General features: G+C 71.3%; 15 protein-coding genes. 4 read left to right on the forward strand and 11 right to left on the reverse strand.

Translation table 11 applies throughout. From position 1 onward, the window contains the following. Positions 1–217: 217 nt before the first annotated feature. Complete coding sequence (locus EXW95_RS19415; protein WP_174369157.1) at positions 218–1,039, forward strand: alpha/beta fold hydrolase; 822 nt, start codon at positions 218–220, stop codon at positions 1,037–1,039. A 326-nt stretch (positions 1,040–1,365) separates the two neighbouring features. Here EXW95_RS19415 and EXW95_RS19420 read toward each other — a convergent pair whose 3' ends face one another. From EXW95_RS19420 to EXW95_RS19445, 6 genes are all read right to left on the reverse strand, one after another. Next, the gene (locus EXW95_RS19420) at positions 1,366–2,775 is read right to left on the reverse strand and encodes a sialate O-acetylesterase (protein WP_174369158.1); all 1,410 of its coding nucleotides are present in this window, start codon (positions 2,773–2,775) and stop codon (positions 1,366–1,368) included. After that, positions 2,772–4,562 carry a DUF5060 domain-containing protein gene (locus EXW95_RS19425; RefSeq protein WP_174369159.1) on the reverse strand — a complete coding sequence of 597 codons (1,791 nt, stop codon included), beginning with the start codon at positions 4,560–4,562 and terminating at the stop codon, positions 2,772–2,774. The genes EXW95_RS19420 and EXW95_RS19425 overlap by 4 nt, the downstream gene beginning before the upstream one ends. Then, entirely contained in the window at positions 4,562–5,461 is a 900-nt protein-coding gene (locus EXW95_RS19430) for a carbohydrate ABC transporter permease (RefSeq protein WP_174369160.1), read from the reverse strand. Before EXW95_RS19430 ends, EXW95_RS19425 begins: the two co-directional genes overlap by 1 nt. A 159-nt stretch (positions 5,462–5,620) precedes the next feature. Beyond that, the gene (locus EXW95_RS19435; protein ID WP_174369161.1) at positions 5,621–6,580 is read right to left on the reverse strand and encodes a carbohydrate ABC transporter permease; all 960 of its coding nucleotides are present in this window, start codon (positions 6,578–6,580) and stop codon (positions 5,621–5,623) included. A 55-nt stretch (positions 6,581–6,635) separates the two neighbouring features. Beyond that, positions 6,636–7,865 carry an extracellular solute-binding protein gene (locus tag EXW95_RS19440; protein ID WP_174369162.1) on the reverse strand — a complete coding sequence of 410 codons (1,230 nt, stop codon included), beginning with the start codon at positions 7,863–7,865 and terminating at the stop codon, positions 6,636–6,638. Between the two features lie 197 nt (positions 7,866–8,062). After that, complete coding sequence (locus EXW95_RS19445) at positions 8,063–9,061, reverse strand: LacI family DNA-binding transcriptional regulator (RefSeq protein ID WP_174369163.1); 999 nt, start codon at positions 9,059–9,061, stop codon at positions 8,063–8,065. A gap of 193 nt (positions 9,062–9,254) precedes the next feature. Between EXW95_RS19445 and EXW95_RS19450 the strand changes: the two genes are divergently transcribed. The 3 genes from EXW95_RS19450 to EXW95_RS19460 are packed head-to-tail and all read left to right on the forward strand — an operon-like array spanning position 9,255 to position 13,704. Then, complete coding sequence (locus tag EXW95_RS19450; RefSeq protein ID WP_174369164.1) at positions 9,255–11,858, forward strand: glycoside hydrolase family 2 protein; 2,604 nt, start codon at positions 9,255–9,257, stop codon at positions 11,856–11,858. Next, positions 11,855–12,847, forward strand: a complete 993-nt coding sequence (locus EXW95_RS19455; protein ID WP_174369165.1) for a cellulase family glycosylhydrolase — start codon at positions 11,855–11,857, stop codon at positions 12,845–12,847. Before EXW95_RS19450 ends, EXW95_RS19455 begins: the two co-directional genes overlap by 4 nt. Before the next feature lie 11 nt (positions 12,848–12,858). Beyond that, on the forward strand, positions 12,859–13,704 hold the full coding sequence (locus EXW95_RS19460; RefSeq protein WP_371810195.1) for an ROK family protein: 846 nt from the start codon (positions 12,859–12,861) through the stop codon (positions 13,702–13,704). Positions 13,705–13,879: 175 nt separating this feature from the next. Here EXW95_RS19460 and EXW95_RS20385 read toward each other — a convergent pair whose 3' ends face one another. From EXW95_RS20385 to EXW95_RS19485, 5 genes are all read right to left on the reverse strand, one after another. Next, positions 13,880–14,377, reverse strand: a complete 498-nt coding sequence (locus EXW95_RS20385; RefSeq protein WP_217449540.1) for a DNA-binding transcriptional regulator — start codon at positions 14,375–14,377, stop codon at positions 13,880–13,882. A 245-nt stretch (positions 14,378–14,622) separates the two neighbouring features. Continuing rightward, on the reverse strand, positions 14,623–15,093 hold the full coding sequence (locus EXW95_RS19470; protein ID WP_174369317.1) for a cellulase family glycosylhydrolase: 471 nt from the start codon (positions 15,091–15,093) through the stop codon (positions 14,623–14,625). Positions 15,094–15,108: 15 nt separating this feature from the next. Beyond that, the gene (gene nagZ, locus EXW95_RS19475) at positions 15,109–16,572 is read right to left on the reverse strand and encodes a beta-N-acetylhexosaminidase (protein ID WP_174369167.1); all 1,464 of its coding nucleotides are present in this window, start codon (positions 16,570–16,572) and stop codon (positions 15,109–15,111) included. Next, on the reverse strand, positions 16,569–17,603 hold the full coding sequence (locus EXW95_RS19480; protein ID WP_254606114.1) for an SIS domain-containing protein: 1,035 nt from the start codon (positions 17,601–17,603) through the stop codon (positions 16,569–16,571). Before EXW95_RS19480 ends, nagZ begins: the two co-directional genes overlap by 4 nt. Continuing rightward, complete coding sequence (locus tag EXW95_RS19485) at positions 17,600–18,415, reverse strand: carbohydrate ABC transporter permease (protein WP_174369168.1); 816 nt, start codon at positions 18,413–18,415, stop codon at positions 17,600–17,602. Before EXW95_RS19485 ends, EXW95_RS19480 begins: the two co-directional genes overlap by 4 nt. Between the last annotated feature and the right edge of the window lie 28 nt (positions 18,416–18,443).

The following is an 18,443-nucleotide window of genomic DNA, read 5'->3' on the forward strand; positions in this document are numbered from 1 at the left end:
TGCCGCAGACCGGACCGGAACCCGCAGGCCATCCTCCCAGACCCCGTCCTGCCCGGTCTCGCCGCTGCTGACCACCCTGGTGACGGCGCCGGTGACGCTCCCGGTGACGCCGTGGACACGCCCCGCCGCGCACCATGCTCCCGTCAGTGCCCGGTTGCCCGGACGGTCCGGGAGGGGGCGCTGCGCGGAGCACGCCACGGGCGTGCAGGGGAGAGACATGGGCTACGTCACCACCACCGATGGCACCGAGCTGTACTACAAGGACTGGGGTCAGGGCCGCCCCGTGGTGTTCAGCCACGGCTGGCCACTGAACGCCGACGCCTGGGAAGACCAGATGATGTTCCTCGCCCGGCACGGGTACCGCGTGGTCGCGCACGACCGCCGCGGACACGGGCGCAGCAGTCAGCCGTGGGGCGGGCAGACCATGGACACCTTCGCCGATGACCTCTCGGCGGTGATCGAGCACCTGAACCTGCGTGACGTGACCCTGGTGGGCCACTCGACCGGTGGGGGAGAGGTGGCGCGGTACGTCGCGCGGTACGGCACCTCGCGCGTGCGGCAGATCGTGCTCGTCGGGGCGGTCACGCCGCTCCTGATGCAGGACGACCACAACCCGCACGGAGTCCCCCGCGACGTCATCGACGGGATCCGCCAGGGCGTGCAGCGCGACCGCTCGCAGTACTTCCGGGAGTTCGCCCCTGCGTTCTACGGCGCCAACCGGTCCGGGGCGACGGTCAGTCAGGGGCAGCTGGACACCTTCTGGCTGGGTGGGATGCAGGCCAGCCTCGCGTCCCTGTTCGATTGCGTCACGGCGTTCTCCGAGACGGATCAGACGGCAGACCTGCAGGCGTTCGATGTCCCCACGCTGATCGTGCACGGGGATGACGATCAGATCGTGCCGCTCCAGGCGACGGCGGCGCGCGCGGCTGAACTCGTGCGCGGCTCGGTCCTGAAGGTGTACGAGGGCGCCCCACACGGACTGGCCACCACGCACAAGGACCGCCTGAACGCGGACCTGCTCAGCTTCCTGCAGGGCTGATACGGACTCGGATTGAATGGGCTGTACAGCCCGTTCAATCCGAGCGGATGCGAGCAGGAGAGAAACGGGTTCCGGACATGGGGCCGGCGATCCGGTGAAGTTCCGGATTGTTGGCGAAACAAACGGAATCCGTATGAGCGGTACTCGGGCAGCGACCCGTCGGGCAGCGCCGCAGACATGCACAGCGGCTTCCGGGCGTGGCGTTGCTCACGCGGTGACCTTCCGGGTGGAGGGCGCACCGAACCGCCGACCTGCGTCCAGTTGCGTCCAGCGTGATCGCATGCCGTTGTCCCTCTCCCACACGTGAAGGGGGAGGGGGCCGCCGGTCAGCGCCGCAGGAACGGCGTGGCGGGCAGTTGCCCGGCGTCGGTGAGGTTCGGTTCGGCGCCCACCTGCCAGGCGTGGCGGACCTGCGTGGGGGCCGGTACGTCCGAGCTGTGCAGGTGCGCCCGCACGCCGCGCAGTCGGACGACGGCCGGGGCGAACTGCCCGTCGGGTCCGGCGAGCGCGAAGCCGCGCGGGGCGCCGCCGTCCAGGGTGCGCAGCGCCGAGTCCATGTGCGTGCGGAAGGTCAGCGTGGCGCGGCCCGGTCCGAAGGTCACGGCGCGCAGGTCGGGGCCGCTGCCGGGCACGTCGGCCCGGCCGTACGTGCGGTGCAGGGCCAGGCTGGCGAGGCGCCGTCCGACCTCGGCCTTGCGCAGGGGGTGGATGTCGTTCAGGTCGCCCAGGTCGGCGGTGCAGGCCAGTCCGCTGTGGGGGCCGCGCGTGGCGGTCTGCTGCGCGGCCCACAAGGCAAGCAGGTCGTCGTCTGACGCGTAGCGGTACGGGGCGAGCTGCGCGGCGTACACGGGCAGGTGCGGCTGACCGCTGGCGCGGCGCAGCGCCACCATGAGGGCCCGCAGGCGCGCCGCGTACGGCCCGGCGTCCCCGACGTCGGATTCCCCCTGGTACCACAGGGCGCCGCGCAGGGGCAGCGGGGTGAGCGGCGCGATCATGGCGTTCCAGGCGGTGCCGGGCTTCAGGGTGTTCCACGCCTGATACGGCGTGAACGGGTGCGGGCCACTGCGGGCGGCGTGGTCGGCGGCGCGGATCTCGGCGGCGTCCGCGTCCAGGGCCGGGTGGCCGCGCTGCGCCCACAGCGGAATGAACGGCGCGATCCGGCTGCCCCCGTATGCCGCCTGGATCAGGCCGACCGGCACGCCGAGGTCCGCCACGAGCCGCGCGCCGAAGTGAAGCGCGACCACCGAGAAGCCGCCCCACCCGCCGCGCCGCGCGGTGCGGGGCGTGCAGACCGTCCAGCGCGGCTGCCCGGCCGCCGGTGGGAAGTGCACCTGCGGGGTGGGCGCGGACGACTTATGGATCAGCAGCAGGCGCAGCAGCGGCTGGTCCGCCAGGGCCAGGGCGCGGTCCGGGTGGTCGGCCATGGTGACGCCGAGTTCCATGTTCGACTGCCCGGCGCACAGCCACACGTCCCCGACGAGCACGTCCCGGCACTGCGCCCGCTGCGTGGCGGTGCGGGCGGTGAGCGTTTGCGCGTGCGCGCTGGCCGCCAGTGGCGCGAGGGTCGCCGTCCAGCGTCCCTGCCCGGTCACGCGGGCCGTGACCGCCTGACCGGCGAAGGTGACGCGCACCTCCTCACCGGGCGGGCCGTCGCCCTGCACCGGGACGGGCACGTCCCGCTGGAGGACCATGTGGGACGTGAAGGCGTCCCCGAAGCGCAGGGTCGGGCCGGTCACCGGGGGTCCACCCGCAGCGCGAGGTCCCGCGTGAAGGTGGGCGTGGGCAGCGTGAGGGTGCCGCCGCTGACGGTGACGGGCTGCGCGGCGAGCCACGCGCCGGTCTGCGGGTCGAACCAGCGCGCCGAGTACGGCCCGTCGCGCAGGCCACGGATCGTCAGGGTGGTCTGCCGGTCGGGAAAGGTGGGCGGGGCGCCCTCGCGGTACGTGCCGTCCAGCAGCGCCTCGGTCTGCGCGCGGCCCACGCCGCTGGCGGAGTAGCGGTCACTGACGAGCCACGCCATGGCCTGCGTGCCGGACCGCAGGACGCGGGCGGTGACGTCCAGGCCGCTGCTCTGCGCGGTCACGGGCCGCACCGATGCCAGCGGCGCGCCTTTCAGGAACGCCGCGAGGGGCGCGTACTCGGCCCAGAGGTTCTGCGGGTCGATCAGCGAGTCCCACCACCAGTACGCGCCGGGCCCCGCGAAGCCGTAGAAGAGGGGCGCCCACAGGCCCACGTGGAAATGGATGCGTTCCAGCACCGGGTCGCCGTCCCCGGCGGCGGCGTACCCGAGTTCGGCCAGCAGCGCGGGCTTGTCCGGCGCGGACTCCTGGAACTGCCGGGCGAGGGACAGCAGTTCGAGCGGCAGGTCCCGCGTGGTGTACAGGTGCGCCTGCGCGAAGTCCACGCTCGCGTCCCGCCACAGTCGCGACTCGCCGCCGCCGCTGAAGCTGGAACTGATCGGGTGCCCGTACGGGTCAAAGCGGCGCAGTTCGGCGCTCATCTCGGTCATCCAGGGGCGCAGGTCGCCTTCGCTGATCGGGGTGAAGTTCACCTCGTTCCACCATTCCCACGCGAACAGGCTGGTGTACGCCGCGTAGCGCGCCGCGAGGTACCGCACGCGCGCCCGGAACAGCGTGCGGGCGCGCTCGTCGGTCACGAACGCGCCGGGCGTGGCGAGCGGGCCGCCGTTCGCGGCGTTGAACGGGTTGTCCCGCCACTCGGCGTTGGTGGTCTCGCTGAACGCCCCGTGGTTGATCAGGCACAGCTGCACGCGGATGCCGCGCGCCTGCGCCAGTTGCAGCACCTCGTCGAGCAGCCACGCCTGCCGCTGCCGGGCCGCGTAGTCGCCCAGGCCGGTGTCGCGCCACTCGATCCCGAACGCCCAGGACGCCATCCAGATGCGGGCGTAGGTGCCGCCGCTCGCGGCGAGCCGGTCGAACCAGCGTTCGTAGTCGGCCAGGACGTCCCCGGTACTCCAGGCGACGTTCGGGCCGATGGGCACGAAGGGGCGGCCCCCGTGGTCCTCGAAGGTGCGCGGGTGCGTGGCAGACGTGCGGATGAAGCCGGGCGCGTCACTCGCGGTGACCTGCACCCGCTGCGGCTCGCCCTGCGCCGCGCCGCTGCGGACCCGCAGGGTGTACGTGCCGGTCTCCTCGGGCGTGAAGCGTGCGTGCCAGCCGCCCTCGTCGGTGGGCGTGCCGTCCGGGGCGTAGTCGACCATCCAGAAGGCGGGCACGCTCAGGGTCCGCCCGGCGGGCGTGGTGACCTCCAGGGTCAGGTCCGCCTGGGCCGGGTCGTAGGGGTTCACGGCGCGGCCGTCGGTCGTGACGCGCAGGTCGAGCATCCCGAACTGCCCGGCGCTGGCGGGCACGCCGCTCAGGGCCACGGTCGTGAACGCCTGCGCCTGGACGTGCGGGGGGAGCGTCGGCGGCACGCTGCCCTGCGCGGAGGTAGGCGCGCTGCCCAGAGCCACGAGCAGCGCGGCGGTCAGTAGCCGGGCCGGGGTCGGGGGAACGCGGCGCATCAGCCTTTCGTCGCGCCGCTGGAGAGGCCCTGCACGAACTGCCGCTGGAACAGCAGGAACACGATCACCATCGGCAGGGACACCAGGAACGACGCGGCCATCATGGGACCGGCGCCGCGCGGGTCGTACGTGAGGTTCCCGGCGAGTTTCCCGAGCGCCAGCGGCAGCGTCTGGTGCGCGTCGTCGTTGATGACCAGCAGCGGCCACAGGTAGTTGTTCCACTCGCCCAGCATCACGGGAATGGCGATGGCGGCCAGCGCGGGACGCAGCATGGGCAGCACGACGCTCCACCAGATGCGCAGCTCCCCGGCGCCGTCGATGCGGGCGGCGTCCACGAGGTCGTCCGGAATGGCCAGGATCGCCTGCCGGAAGAAGAACACCGCGAACGCCTTGGCGAGACCCGGCAGGATCAGCGCCTGGTACGAGTTGATCCACCCGAGGTCCCGGACGGTCAGGAAGTTCGGGATGATCGTGACCTCCCAGGGAATCATCATGCTGCCCAGCAGCAGCGCGAACAGCACGCCCGAACCGGGGAACGGCCGCTTGACGAGCACGTACGCGACGAGCGACGCGAGCAGCAGACTGCCCACGACCGTGACGAGCGTGATGAGCACGCTGTTGAGGTAGAACTGCCCGAAGCCGGAGTTCGCGAAGATCTGGAAGACGCCCAGGAATTCCGCGCTGTCCTTCGGCGCGCCGGGCGCGGCGCCGGGGTTGTAGAAGTTGTCCAGCGTGAAGGTATGCACCCACCACGTGGGCGGGTTGCGCACGATCTCGGGGATGGTCTTGAAGGCGTTCGTGGCCATCCAGTAGTACGGGATCATGACGCTGACGGCCAGCAGGTAGAACGGCAGGCGCAGCAGGGTGCTCAGCAGGGGGTGTTGGCGTTCACCGACCATGGGGTCTCCTTTGGGGGGTGGCGTTCATACGGATTCCGTTTGTTTCGTGAACAGATCGGAACACCACCGATCTGTTCACTCCACGTCCGGAACCCGTTTTGCTCCTACTCGCTTCGCTCGGATTGAACGGCTTTGTAAGCCATTCAATCGGAGTCCGTATCAGTCGATGTCGTTGATGCGGCCGAGTTTCAGGTTCAGCAGGGTCAGGGCGAACAGCATCAGGAACAGGATCCAGGCGAGGGCCGAGGCCATGCCCATCTGCAGGTGCCGGAAGCCCAGGTCGTACAGGTACACGACGAGCGACAGGCCGCTGTCGAGGATGCCGCCCACGTTCGAGGTGTCGCTGAACAGGAAGTAGAACGAGAAGAACTCCTGGAACGCGCCGATCATGCTGGTGACCAGCACGAACAGCAGGGTGGGGCGCAGCAGCGGCAGCGTGATCCGCCAGAAGCGCTGCGTGGGGTTGGCGCCGTCGATGGCGGCCGCCTCGTAGATGTCGCCGGGAATGGAGCGCAGGCCCGCGACGAACAGGATCATGTTGTAGCCCATCAGGCCCCAGACGCCCAGCGCGATCAGGATCGGCACGGCGTACATGGGGGAGCCCAGGAAGCGCACGGGGTCGAGGCTCAGCCACTGGCGCAGGGTGTTGATCAGGCCGAAGTCCTCGCTGCTGAACAGCCACTTGAACACGCTGATCAGGCCCACGCCGCCCGCCACGGACGGCAGGAAGAAGCAGGCGCGCATGATCTGATCGCTCAGGCGCTGTCCGCCGAATACCAGGGCCAGCAGCAGGCCCAGCGTGGTGCTCAGCAGGGACGTGCCGACCATGTACGTGGCCGTGTTCGTCAGGGCCTTGACGAAGCGCGGATCGGCCAGCAGGGTGCGGTAGTTGGCGGTGCCGATCAGGGTGGGGGTGCTGATGGCGTCGTAGTCGGTGAAGCTGAGGTACAGCGAGCGCAGGACCGGCCAGATGCCGAACAGCGCGAACAGGATCAGAAAGGGCAGGGTGAGGCCCAGGGCCGGGGCGTGCTGCGTGAGAAAGCGCCGCGCCGGGTGGGCGCGGCGGTACGGGGCGGGCGGCGCGGCGTTCTGGACTCTGGCGGGCGCGTGATTGGTCATGGGAACCCCGGTGCGGGTGCGGGCGCCGTGAGTGTCACGGCGCCCTGGCCGCGGTTTACTTGCCGTACTTGCTGAGGTTGGCGTTCATGGTCTTCGCGGCGTCGTCGAGGGCCGCTTTGGGACTGGCGCCGTTGAAGACGACCTGCTGCACGGCTTTCTGCACGGCGTCGCCGCTCTGCTCCCAGCCGGGGCAGTTGGGCGGACCGTCGGAGTCGCTCAGCTGGCGCATCAGGATGGCTTTCTGGTCGGCGGGGAGGTTCACCTGCGTGACGAGGTCCTGCCGTCCGGCGGGCAGCCAGAGCGTGCCGAGTTCGTTGGCGCCCTTGATCATGGCGACGGTGGTGCGGGTGGAGTACAGCTGCTTGATGAAGTCGGCGGCGAGGTCGGGGACCCTGGTGTAGCTCATGATGCCGATCAGGCTGCCGCCCTCGAAGGCGGTGCTCTTCCCGGAGGGGCCTTTGGGGAGCATGGTGATGCCCCACTTGCCGGCCAGTTTGGGGCGGCCGGTGCGGATGCTCTGCATGGACCAGTTGCCGGTCATGCCCAGGGCGTAGTCGCCGTTCTCGAGGCCCTGTTCCATGTCGGGCCAGCCGTCGGTGGGGCCCTTGTACTTGGTGTACAGCTGCGCGTAGTAGGTCAGGGCGGTGACGCCGGCGGCGCTGTTGATGGTCGCCTGGGTGCACCTGGCGTCGTACAGGTTCCCGCCGGCCTGTTTGAGGTACGGGAAGAAGCCGACCCAGCCGGCGTTGCCCCACTGCTGCACGAGGCCCTTGTTGCCGCTGGCCCGGAGTTTGTCGAGGGTGGCGGTCAGTTCGGCCCAGGTGCGGGGCGGGGTCTTGACGAGGTCCTTGCGGTAGTACATGAGCTGCACGGTCAGGTCGTAGGGCAGGGCGTAGACGTTGCCGTCCACGGAGGTGATGGAGTCGAGGATGCCCTTGTTGGCGGTCTTGCGGACCGAGCTGACGAGCGCGGGGTATTTCTCCTGCAGGTTGAGCAGGCCGCCCTTCTTGCCGATCTCGATGCCGTAGGAGAGGTAGCCCGTGATGATGTCGGGGCCGCTGCGGCTGGCGAGCGCGGCGAGGTACTTGGTGAAGGCCTGGTCGCCGGGCACGGCGCGGACCTCGAAGGTGACGTTCGGGTGGTCCTTTTTGTACAGGTCGACGGCGGGTTGCAGGATCTTGGGGGTGGTTTCGTCCCCGACGACCCAGATGGTGAGTTTTTCGGCGCTGGCGGGGGTGGCGGCGAGCAGGGCGCTCAGGGTCAGGGCAGCAAACGGTGTGCGCATACGTCCTCCTGGGGTCGGTGGGAAGCGGCGAGGTCGGCGGGCCCCGGTGGGGTCCGACAGTTGGTTCCAGAGAACCGAATGTGTTTACTAAACGTTTGGAGTGTACCTGTGCCGCCTGGGGGTGTCAACCGCCGGTCAGCTGCGGCGCCGCCACACGCCCCCAGTTCAGCACGCCCCCGGTTCAGCGCGCCCCAGGTTCAGCGCGCCGCGCGGGAACTGCCACGGATCACCAGCCGCACCGGCACGACCACCTGCGCGCGCTCGCTGGGGCGCGGGTGCAGCAGCAACCGGACGCCCTCGCGCCCCAGCCCCTCCTTGTCCACGGCGACGGTCGTCAGGCCCGGCTGGCTGTAACTGGCCGCCGTGATGTCGTCGAAGCCCACCACCGCGACGTCCTCCGGCACCCGCAGGCCGCGCCGCGCGCACTCCTGGATGACCGCCAGCGCCGCGCGGTCGTTGTACGCGAACACGGCGTCCGGACGCGGCGACAGCGACAGCAGCGCCGCCGCCGCCTGCTGGTCGCCCTCGTCGCTGTCCACGAGTCGGTGCACGATCAGGTCGTCCTGCGCGCGCCCGGCGTCGGCCAGCGCCTGCCGGTACCCCTCGACCCGCTGCCGGATGCTGTGGTGCTCGGCCTGACCGGTCAGCATCGCCACCCGCGCGCGGCCCGTGGCGATCAGGTGCTGCGTCGCCTGGTACGCGCCGGAGACGTTGTCGGTGTTCACGCTCGGCAGGCCCGGCGCGGCGTGATCGACCAGCACCACCGGCTTCCCGGCCCGGACGATCTCGGCCAGCACGCCGCTTTCCCAGTACCCGGCGCAGACCAGTCCGTCCACCTCGAGCCGGTCGATGAGTTCCGCCACGCCTGATGCGCCCACCTGCGAGTACGTGAAGGCCACCGCCGAGTTGCGGCAGGCGACCTCCACGCCGTGCAGGACGGGGAAGTAGAAGGGGTTGCTGGCGAGGTTGCTGTGGGACTCGTGCAGCAGGAACCCGATGCGGCGCGCCTTGACGGGCCGCAGTTTGCCCAGGTCGTAGCCCATCGCCTGCGCGACCTGCAGCACCCGCACCCGGGTGGATTCGGTGAGGCCCGGCTGGCCCTTCAGGGCGCGGGAGACGGTCCCCACCGAGACCTCGGCGCGGGCCGCGATATCACGGATGGTGGGAGTGGACGCTAAACGCTCGGCTCTGGGCACGCTGCCGACTATACCGCTGCGCCCACCTGCGGACCTCGACCGCGACGGGCGCAGCGCGGATGGACGCGCCGTTCATCGTGTTTTGACAGCTTCCGGAGCAGGTGCTACGCTCTCGGTAAAGTTTACTAAACATATTCCCGGCGCGGCCAATCCGTGCCCGTCCCTCCCTTCTCCCCCGCCCGCAGGAGTCCCGATGACCCAGCCCCACGCCCTCACGCAGCGCACGCCCCTCACCGGCTGGACCCTGCGCGCCCCGCACGCCCCTGACCCCCACAGCCGCGCCCGCGACTGGCTCGAGGCCACCGTCCCCGGCACCGTCCACGGCGACCTGCTGCGCCACGGCCTGATCCCCGACCCCTTCGACGGACTCAACGAACTTGACGTCCAGTGGGTCGGCCAGACCGCCTGGACGTACCGCACGACCTTCACCGTCACGCCGGAGCAGTTGCAGTCTCCCCACCTGGACCTGTGCCTGGACGGCCTGGACACCCTCTGCACCGTCCACCTGAACGGCGCCGCCGTGCTGCGCAGCGACAACATGTTCGTCCCTCACCGCCTGGACGTCAGGGCGCACCTGCACGCGGGCGAGAACACCCTGACCCTGCACTTCGAGCCGGTCCTGCCGCACGGCCGCGCGCTGGAAGCCACGCACGGGACGCGTGCCGTCTGGAACGGCGACCCCAGCCGCGTGTACGTCCGCAAGGCCCAGTACCACTACGGCTGGGACTGGGGCCCGGTGATCCTGACCGCCGGACCGTGGAAGGACGTCACGCTGCACGCCTACCACGCCCGCATCGACGACCTGCACGCGCCCCTGACCGTCGGCCCGGACGGCACCTGGCTGGACCTGAGCGCCACGCTGGGCGGCACCACCCGGCCCGGCGACCTGCTGCGCGTCACCCTGCACGGCCCGGACGGCGCGGAGGTCGCGCGCACCACGCTTGACGCGCATGGCGAACCCCTCCAGGCGCGCCTGCACGTCCCGGACCCGCAGCTGTGGTGGCCGCGCGGGTACGGCCCGCAACCGCTGTATACCCTGCACGTCACGCTGGACCGCGAAGGCGTGACCCTGGACACCCTCACGCGCCGCCTGGGCGCCCGCACGGTCGAGGTGCGGCAGGACCCCGTGGCGGGCGAACCGGGCACGTCCTTCACCTTCGTCGTGAACGGCGTGCCCATCTTCGCCGGGGGCGCGAACTGGATTCCCGAGGACCTGCTGCTCGACCGCGTGACGCCCGAGCAGTACCGCCACCGGTTGCAGCAGGCCGCCGACGCGAACATGGTCATGATCCGCGTGTGGGGCGGCGGGATCTACGAGCACGACGCCTTCTACGACACCTGCGACGAACTGGGCCTGCTCGTCTGGCAGGACTTCCTGTTCGCCTGCGGGATGTACCCCGCCCACCCGGACTTCCTGACGAGCGTGCAGGCCGAGGCGCAGGCCGCCGTGCGGCGCCTGCGGCACCACGCCAGCCTCGCGCTGTGGTGCGGGAACAACGAGGACTACCAGGTCGCCGAGTCCGTCGGCGCGAGCGGCCCCGGCGGCGACCCCGCCCGCTTCGACGCGCTGGCCATCTACGAGCGTCTGCTGCCGGACGTCGTGCGGAGCCTCAATCCCGACGTGCCGTACTGGCCGGGCAGTCCGTCGGGCGGCGCCGCCTCGCACGACCAGACGGTCGGGGACCGGCACACCTGGGAGATCTGGCACGGCGTCATGGCCCCCCACCGCGACTACGGCCGCTACGAGGGCCGCTTCGTGAGCGAGTTCGGGCTGCAGGCCCCGCCCAGCCTGCACGTGATCGAGCGCTTCACCCGCCCCGAGGACCGCCACGCCGCCTCACGCGTGATGGAACACCACAACCGGGCGGCCGACCCGCAGGGCCGCCCCGACGGTGCCCGCCGCCTCGCCGCGTACCTGAGCGACACCTTCGCGCCGCCCCGCGACTTCGCGGAGTACGTGTACGCCACGCGCGCCGTGCAGGCCGACGCGATGACCAGCGCCTACCGCGCCTTCCGCGGCCGCTGGGGCCACGCGGGCGCGCGCGCGGTGTCCGGCGCGCTCGTGTGGCAACTGAACGACTGCTGGCCCGTGACCAGCTGGTCGGTCATCGACTCGGGCGGTCTGCCCAAACCCGCCTACCACGCCATCCGCCGTGAGCTCGCGCCCCTGGCCGTGCAGGCCCGGCGCGACGACGAGCGCCTCAGCGCCTGGATCGCCAGCAGCCTGGGCGCAGACCAGCCCGCCCAGGTGCACCTCGACGTCCTGACCCTGAGTGGCGAGCGCCTCCTGACGCACGCGTGGCCCGTGACGGCCGCCGCGAACGCCGTCACGCCCCTCGACCTGACTGACCCCCATCTGGCTGACCTCAAGCTGCCCGGCGGGAGCGTGGCGTTCCTGCGCCTGCTCGTGGACGGACAGGAACGCAGCCGCGCCGCGCTGTGGCCCGAACCGCTCAAGTACCACGACCTGCCCGACCCGCACCTCACCGCCACCGTCACCGGCGACACCCTGACCCTGCGCGCCGAGCGGCCCGCGCGGGGCGTCTGGATCGACGCCGGTCCCCACGCCCCGCGCGACAACCACCTGGACCTGCTGCCCGGCGAGACCGTCACCCTGCCCCTCCCGGCGGACATCGCTGCTGCCAGCATCACCGTGCGGGCCGTCAGCAGCGGCGCGGTCCAGGCGCAGGACCTGCCCCCCCGGCACGACGCGCCCCCGCACCGACCCGCCCACACGCCCCTGAACGCTCCGCCCGTCCTGGTGATCGCCACCGGCAGCGATCAGGGTGCCCCGTGACCCACTACGGCTTCAACGTCCAGTGGATGGTCGCCTGGGAACCCGGGCGGGCGCCCGCCGCGCCGGACCTGCGCGCACTGGACTTCATGGCGCGGCACGGCTTCAACTTCGTGCGCGTGCCCACCGACTACCGCTTCTGGACGACGGACCACGACTACGCGCATCCCGACGAGCGGGTGTTCGAACACCTCGACGGGTACCTGCGCGCCTGCCAGGAGCGGGGCCTGCACCTGAGCCTCAACCTGCACCGCGCGCCCGGCTACTGCATCAACCGCAACGACCTCGAAATCCACAACCTCTGGACGGACGACATCGCCCAGCAGGGCTTCCTGGGCCTCTGGCAGACCCTCGCGGTCCGCTACGCCGGCGTGCCGGGCCGCGACCTGAGTTTCGACCTGCTGAACGAACCCCCGGACCCCGGCCAGTACGGCCTGACGCGAGACGGTCACGCCCACCTGATGCGCCGCGCGGTCGCCACCATCCGCGCCGCCGACCCCGGACGGGCCGTCGTGATCGACGGACTGGGCGGCGGGCACCTTGCCCTGCCGGAACTCGCGGACCTGGGCGTCACGCACAGCGGGCGCGGGTACCAGCCCATGAGCGTCTCCCACTGGGGCGCGGACTGGTGGGACGGCTGGCGCGCGGGCGACCCCCACTACCCCGGCACCCGCTACAGCGGGCTCACCTGGACGCAGGAGACCCTGCGCGACTTCTACGCCCCGTGGCGCGAGGTGCAGGCGACCGGGACGCCCGTCCACATCGGCGAATTCGGGTGCTACCGCGACACGCCAGACGCGGACGCCCGGCGCTGGTTCGGCGACCTGCTCGGCCTGTACCACGAGTTCGGGTGGGGGTACGCCCTGTGGGAATTCCAGGGACCGTTCGGCATCGTCGGGCACGGGCGGCCCGGCGCGCACTTCGAACGGCAAGGCGGGTACGACGTGGACGTGGCCCTGCTGGAGCTGCTCAAGGGCGCCCGCGCCGGATGAGCGCGTGCGCCGTGACGCTCGACATCGGCGGCAGTCACGTCACCGCCGCCCTCATCGACCGGCGGGCGCGCCGCGTCACCGGGGACATCGCCCGGCTCGACGTGCCCCACACCGCCCCCCTGCCCGACCTGCTCGCCGCCTGGACACACGTCATCCGGCAGGTGACGCACTCGCCCGTCACGCACCTGGGTCTGGCGGTCCCCGGCCCCTTCGACACCGCGGGCGGCACGTCCCACATGACCCACAAGTTCGCGGCCCTGCGGGGCGTACCGCTGCGTGACGTCCTGCGTGGCCACCTGCGCGGCACGCCCGCCGAGGGCGTCCCCATCCACTTCGGGAACGACGCCGATCTGTTCACGCTCGGGGAGTGGTGGGCGGGGGCCGGCGCGCAGCGCGACACGATCGGCGTGACCCTCGGGACCGGTCTCGGCAGCGGCTTCGTGCGCGCCGGGCAGATCATCACCCGCGGCGCCGGCGTCCCCCCCGGCGGTGAACTGTGGTCCACGCCCTACCGGGACGGCGTCGCCGAAACCCACGCCAGCGGCGCGGCCGTCACCCGCCTCGCCCGGCAGATCCTGGGCACTCCCCTGAGCGCCCGCGACCTCGCCGCGCTCGACCCGACCCGCGCCGCGCCGGTCTGGCAGGCCTTCGGCGCCGACCTGGCCGGACTCCTCATGCCCTGGGCCGCCGCGTTCGGCGCGCAGCGGCTCGTGCTGGGCGGGAACGTCCGCCGCGCCTTCCCCCACTTCGGCCCGGCCCTCCAGGGCGCCCTGGGGGGTGGCGTGCACGCCGCACAGAGCCGCCACTTCGAGCAGGCCGCGCTGCTGGGCGCCGCACTGCTGGACGGCGGGGCCTGACACGGATCCCGTTTGTTTCGTTAACCACCCGGGACAGCACCGGGTTGCCAACCCCACGCCCGGCAGCCCGTTTCGCTCCTGCTCGCTCTGCTGCGCAGCTCTGCGAGTCCGCTCGGACCCAGCGGCTTTGTCAGCCATTCAATCCGAGTCCGTATGACCTGCCGCGCCCGGGCGCTCAGGTCCGGGGCGCGTCAGGGCGGCGCGAGGGGGAAGCGACGGCGCGCTCCCGGACGAGGCGGGCGTGCTCCTCGATCTCCTCCGGGACGTTGTTGACCCCCTGCTCCCACGCCTGCACGGTCTTCACGCTCACACCGAGGACCTGCGCCCACTCGGCCTGGCTCAGACCGAGCTGCTGACGGGCCTCCTGGACGCGGGCTGCGCGGTGGATCTGCGTGCGCTCATGCCAGCGCCCGACGCGGACGTGCGTCTCGCCTGCGGCGTCCACCGCGCCGGACGGCACGCCCTCCATGGTGCTCATGACCGCCTGCCAGCGGCGCTGAAGGGAACCGGGCCACGCCGGGACGTCACGGGCGAACCCGGCCGACAGCGTGTCGGGCTGACTGAACGCCCGCTGCGTCAGGAGGGGGTCGTCCTCACGCCCCGCGCCGATCTCCGCGATGGCGAGCAACTGTCCGACCCGGTAGGCGAGGGGACGGGTGGGCTTATTCGCCATGCACGCTCCCCTCCCCTGGATCAGCGGCGCTCCAGGTCGACGCGGCCACCTCCGGCAGTCCCGGTGCCTGGCGGCGCTCTCTCACGGGCCGTTGCTCTGCGGTGTCACTCACGCCCACAGCTTACTGGGCTGTGCGATTTGCCCCACGCTGAATCTGACAGCGTCACGGATGATCGAACGGCAAGCCACCTCCACGGTGTCCCACGACAGGCGCCTCAGCATCCTGGCCGGTCCGGCCGAACCGCTCAGCGGGACGAGGTCGTCCGCCCACTCCACGCGGCACGACGCCTTCGCGACACCCGGCAGCCGCGAGGTGCGGTCCGCTCCATGTTCGGATGGCGGCTGCGCAGAGGGTCGGCCGTGAAGACGCCCACGGGGGTGTTCAAGTTCCCGTACGATTCGTTGCCGATATTGATGATGACGTGCTTCTCGTTCCCGACGAGGCTGTTTTTCATGCCCACGCAGTAGTTCGCGGCGTGGGCGAGCGTGCACGCACCGGCCTGCTCGCCGTACCCGGTGGTGTCGTGCACTTCCAGCACGAGGACGAGTTTGTTCGTGCGGGCCGCGCTGATCATGTCGTTGATCACGTTGTATTCGGTTTTCGTCCAGCGGCACCCGGTAGAGAGCACCATGCGGACGCTGTTGGCGTTCCTGGCTTTCATCGGACCCATAGCGGCCGACCACTTGTCCGTGTACCAGGCATACGGGAAGTTGATGCCCTGGAACGCCGCTCAGCCCGAACATTCGGCGAGTGCCTCGACAAGCGCACGGAGATTCGGCGGGCGGAAACCGTGGGTGATCAGGGCGGGCAAGGGAAGATCCCCTGCGTCGTCCGCGTTCCAGAGACACAGATGAAGCGCGCGTCCCCGGAGCCCCGACGCCAGGCGGCGAGCCTCCCCGGTCACGCCCCAGCGTCCGGCGCTGACCAGCAGTGCTGGAGCCCGTGGCAGGTCACGCGACGCCTCCTCGGTCGCTTCGGCGTCCAGGAGATCCACGGTGCGCAGGTGTGGGAAGTGTGGCCGCAGCGCGTCGTTCAGCTGAGCGGGCGTCAGGTGGTCGCCATACGGTCCCCCCAGCGGCGTGACTGAAGGAACGAACAGCAGGAGCGGTTCATCTCTGGGAAGTCGCGGGGGTGTACCCGACCAGCGCACTGCCGCGCGTGCCCAGTCCAGAAGCGCGCCCTGATCCTCACGCTGCGCCTGCACGGAGTAGGCACGGGGCTGGCCGGGAAAACGCAGGGTGGCCCGGTCGAGTCGGTTCGCGGCCTCGTCAACGCGTGCCTCGTCCAGCACGCCGCTGGCCGCCGCTTCGCGCAGGGCCAGGACGTGCGCGTCGGTCACGGCACGGTCGCCGTGTCCGCACACCAGTACCGCGTCTGCACCGGCGGCCAGCGCCAGTCCCGCCGCGCGACCCTGCGGCCAGCGCCGCGCGATGGCACCCATGTCCATCGCGTCGGTGACGATCACGCCCCCGTACCCCCACTCGCCGCGCAGCACGCCGGACAGCAGGGTGGGGGAGAGGGTCGCGGGCCGCGCGGGGTCCAGCTGCGGGTACAGGATGTGCGCGGTCATGACGCTGCCCAGCCCGGCGCGCGCGGCCGCGCGGAACGGAATCCACTCCGCGGTTTCCAGCTGTGCCCGGCTCTTGTTGACCACCGGCAGGTCCTCGTGGCTGTCCACGCGGGTGTCGCCGTGTCCGGGGTAGTGTTTCACGGCGCTCAGGACGCCCGCCGCCTCGCTGCCCTGCGCCCAGGCCACGCCCAGACGGGCGACGAGGTGCGGATCGGCCCCGAAGGACCGCTCGCCGATGACGGGGTTCAGCGGATCGACGTTCACGTCCAGGCTGGGCGCGAAATTCCAGTTGATGCCCAGGTCCAGCAGGCCGCGCGCGGCGATCTGCCCGGCGCGGTACGCCGCTGCCTCGTCCAGTTCAGCCAGCGCCTGTGGGGTCGGGGGAGGTGGAACGTCCAGGCGCCGGAGCACCGCGCCGCCCTCCTGATCCGTGGCGATCAGGACGTCGCGGCCCAGCGCGTCGCGGATGTCGGCGATCAGGCGCGCGGTGCGTTCCGGGGTGGTGATGTTCCGCGTGAACAGGCACACGCCCCCCACCGGATGAGTCCGCAACCAGCGGGCGTCCTGCGGGGTCAGGTCGGGGCCGCCCAGATCGATGATCAGCGTGGCTTCCGGCGCGGTCATAGGGTGCGGGTCACCTTGCTCAGTCGTGGGGGGGCGTCCGGATTCTCGCCGCGCTGAACGGCCAGGTGCGCGGTCAGCAGTTGCGCGGCCAGCGCCGAGACCGCCGGGTCGGTCAGCGGATGTCCGCTGTCGGGCGTGGGCAGGTCGGCGTTCCGGTCCGGGGTGGCGGCGCCGATCAAGGTGACCGGCGTCCCGTACCTGCCCAGGACGCGCAGCGTGTCGGCCGTGAACGGCGCGGTGGCGTCGCGCGCCTGGAAGAACAGCGCCGGGGTCAGCGGGTCGGCCAGTCGCGCCGGGCCGTGCGCGAACTCCGCCGTCGAGAAGGGCAGGGCGGCCAGTCCCGCCGTCTCCTGGAACTTCAGGGCGACCTCGGCGGCCACGCCCGCATGCAGGCCGCGCCCGAGGACCAGCAGGCGGTGAGGGACGTCGCGGGCCAGTTGCGCGGCGAGGTCGCGGGCGCGCGCCTCGCTGCGCAGCGTGGAATCCAGAACGCCGGGCAGGGCGTCGAGGGCGCGTGCCAGCGCCGGGTCGGGATGCCAGGCCTGGACCAGCCTGGCGCCCATCACGAGGGCCGCGAGGTAGCTCTTCGTGGCGGCCACGGCGCGTTCCTCTCCGGCCTGCAGGGGCACGACCAGATCGGCCGCCTGCGCCAGCGGACTGCCCTCCACGTTCACCAGGGCGCAGGTGAGTGCCCCGGCAGCGCGGGCGCGGGTCAGGGTCTCGGTCAGGTCCGGGCTGCCGCCGGACTGGCTGATCGCCAGCACCAGGGCCCCACGCAGGTCGAGGTCCGCGCCGTACACGCCGCTGACGCTGGGCGCGGCGCTCATGACCGGCAGGCGCACCTGGGTTTCCAGGGCGTACTTCAGGGTGGTGGCGGCGTGATCGGACGAGCCGCGCGCCAGCGTGACCACGTAGCTGGGCGCGAAGGCGCGGATGGCGCGCGCGGCGGCGTCCAGCGCGGCGCTGCCCTGCTGCCGGGCGGCGACCTGCGGGGCCTCGCGGGCCTCGGTCAGCATCAGGGGTTCGTTCATTTCACGGCTCCTTCCATGCCGCGCAGGAACAGCCGCTGCGCCGCGAGGAACACCAGCAGGACGGGCAGCATCATGATGATCGCCCCGGCGGCGATGTTAAACGGGTCGTAGTTGAACTGCCCCTTGAGTTTCAGTACGGCGACGGCCAGCGGGGCCTTGTCGGGCGCGCCACTGAGCACCAGCATCGGCCAGAAGTACGCGTTCCAGGTGGTGACGGTCGTGAAGATGCCCAGCGCCGCGAGACTCGGGCGTGTCAGGGGCAGCATGATGCGTGTCAGGATTGTCAGTTCGCTGGCCCCGTCCAGACGGGCGGCTTCCAGCAGCGCCGCCGGGACGGCCAGGAACGCCTGGCGCATCAGGAAGATCCCGAACGCGCCCGCGATGGTGGGCATCACCACGCCGGCGTGCGTGCCCAGCAGACCCAGGTTCTTCAGGGTCAGGGTGTTCACGATGAAGGTCGTTTCACTCGGGAGGACCAGGGTCAGGACGATCACGCCGAAGATCAGTTCCCGCCCCGGGAAGCGGAAGCGGGCCAGCGGGTAGGCGGCCAGCGCGGAGACGGTCAGGGTGCCCGCCACGGTCAGTCCCGTGATGACCACCGAATTCCACAGGTACTTGCCGAGGCTGAAGGTGCGGTACACGTCCACGAAGTTGTGCAGCGTGACGCGGCGGGGCAGCAGGCTCTGCGGGAAGGCGTAGATGCTGCTCCCGGCGGTCTTGTCCGTCAGGGCGATCGCCAGGGTCCACACGAACGGGAACACCGCAAAGATCAGGATGACGCCCAGCAACAGGTAGCGCAGCGCCGTGTTCATGGGCCGCCGCCAGGAGACCGGGCGGGCG

This window comes from Deinococcus sp. JMULE3 (assembly GCF_013337115.1).
GTDB lineage: Bacteria > Deinococcota > Deinococci > Deinococcales > Deinococcaceae > Deinococcus.

Excerpts from the sequence above, each read along its gene's own strand:
- EXW95_RS19415 (WP_174369157.1), top strand. The coding sequence starts at position 218 with ATGGGCTACGTCACCACCACCGATGGCACCGAGCTGTACTACAAGGAC.
- EXW95_RS19425 (WP_174369159.1), bottom strand. The coding sequence starts at position 4,562 with ATGCGCCGCGTTCCCCCGACCCCGGCCCGGCTACTGACCGCCGCGCTG.
- EXW95_RS19430 (WP_174369160.1), bottom strand. The coding sequence starts at position 5,461 with ATGGTCGGTGAACGCCAACACCCCCTGCTGAGCACCCTGCTGCGCCTG.
- EXW95_RS19435 (WP_174369161.1), bottom strand. The coding sequence starts at position 6,580 with ATGACCAATCACGCGCCCGCCAGAGTCCAGAACGCCGCGCCGCCCGCC.
- EXW95_RS19440 (WP_174369162.1), bottom strand. The coding sequence starts at position 7,865 with ATGCGCACACCGTTTGCTGCCCTGACCCTGAGCGCCCTGCTCGCCGCC.
- EXW95_RS19450 (WP_174369164.1), top strand. The coding sequence starts at position 9,255 with ATGACCCAGCCCCACGCCCTCACGCAGCGCACGCCCCTCACCGGCTGG.
- EXW95_RS20385 (WP_217449540.1), bottom strand. The coding sequence starts at position 14,377 with ATGGCGAATAAGCCCACCCGTCCCCTCGCCTACCGGGTCGGACAGTTG.
- nagZ (WP_174369167.1), bottom strand. The coding sequence starts at position 16,572 with ATGACCGCGCCGGAAGCCACGCTGATCATCGATCTGGGCGGCCCCGAC.
- EXW95_RS19480 (WP_254606114.1), bottom strand. The coding sequence starts at position 17,603 with ATGAACGAACCCCTGATGCTGACCGAGGCCCGCGAGGCCCCGCAGGTC.
- EXW95_RS19485 (WP_174369168.1), bottom strand. The coding sequence starts at position 18,415 with ATGAACACGGCGCTGCGCTACCTGTTGCTGGGCGTCATCCTGATCTTT.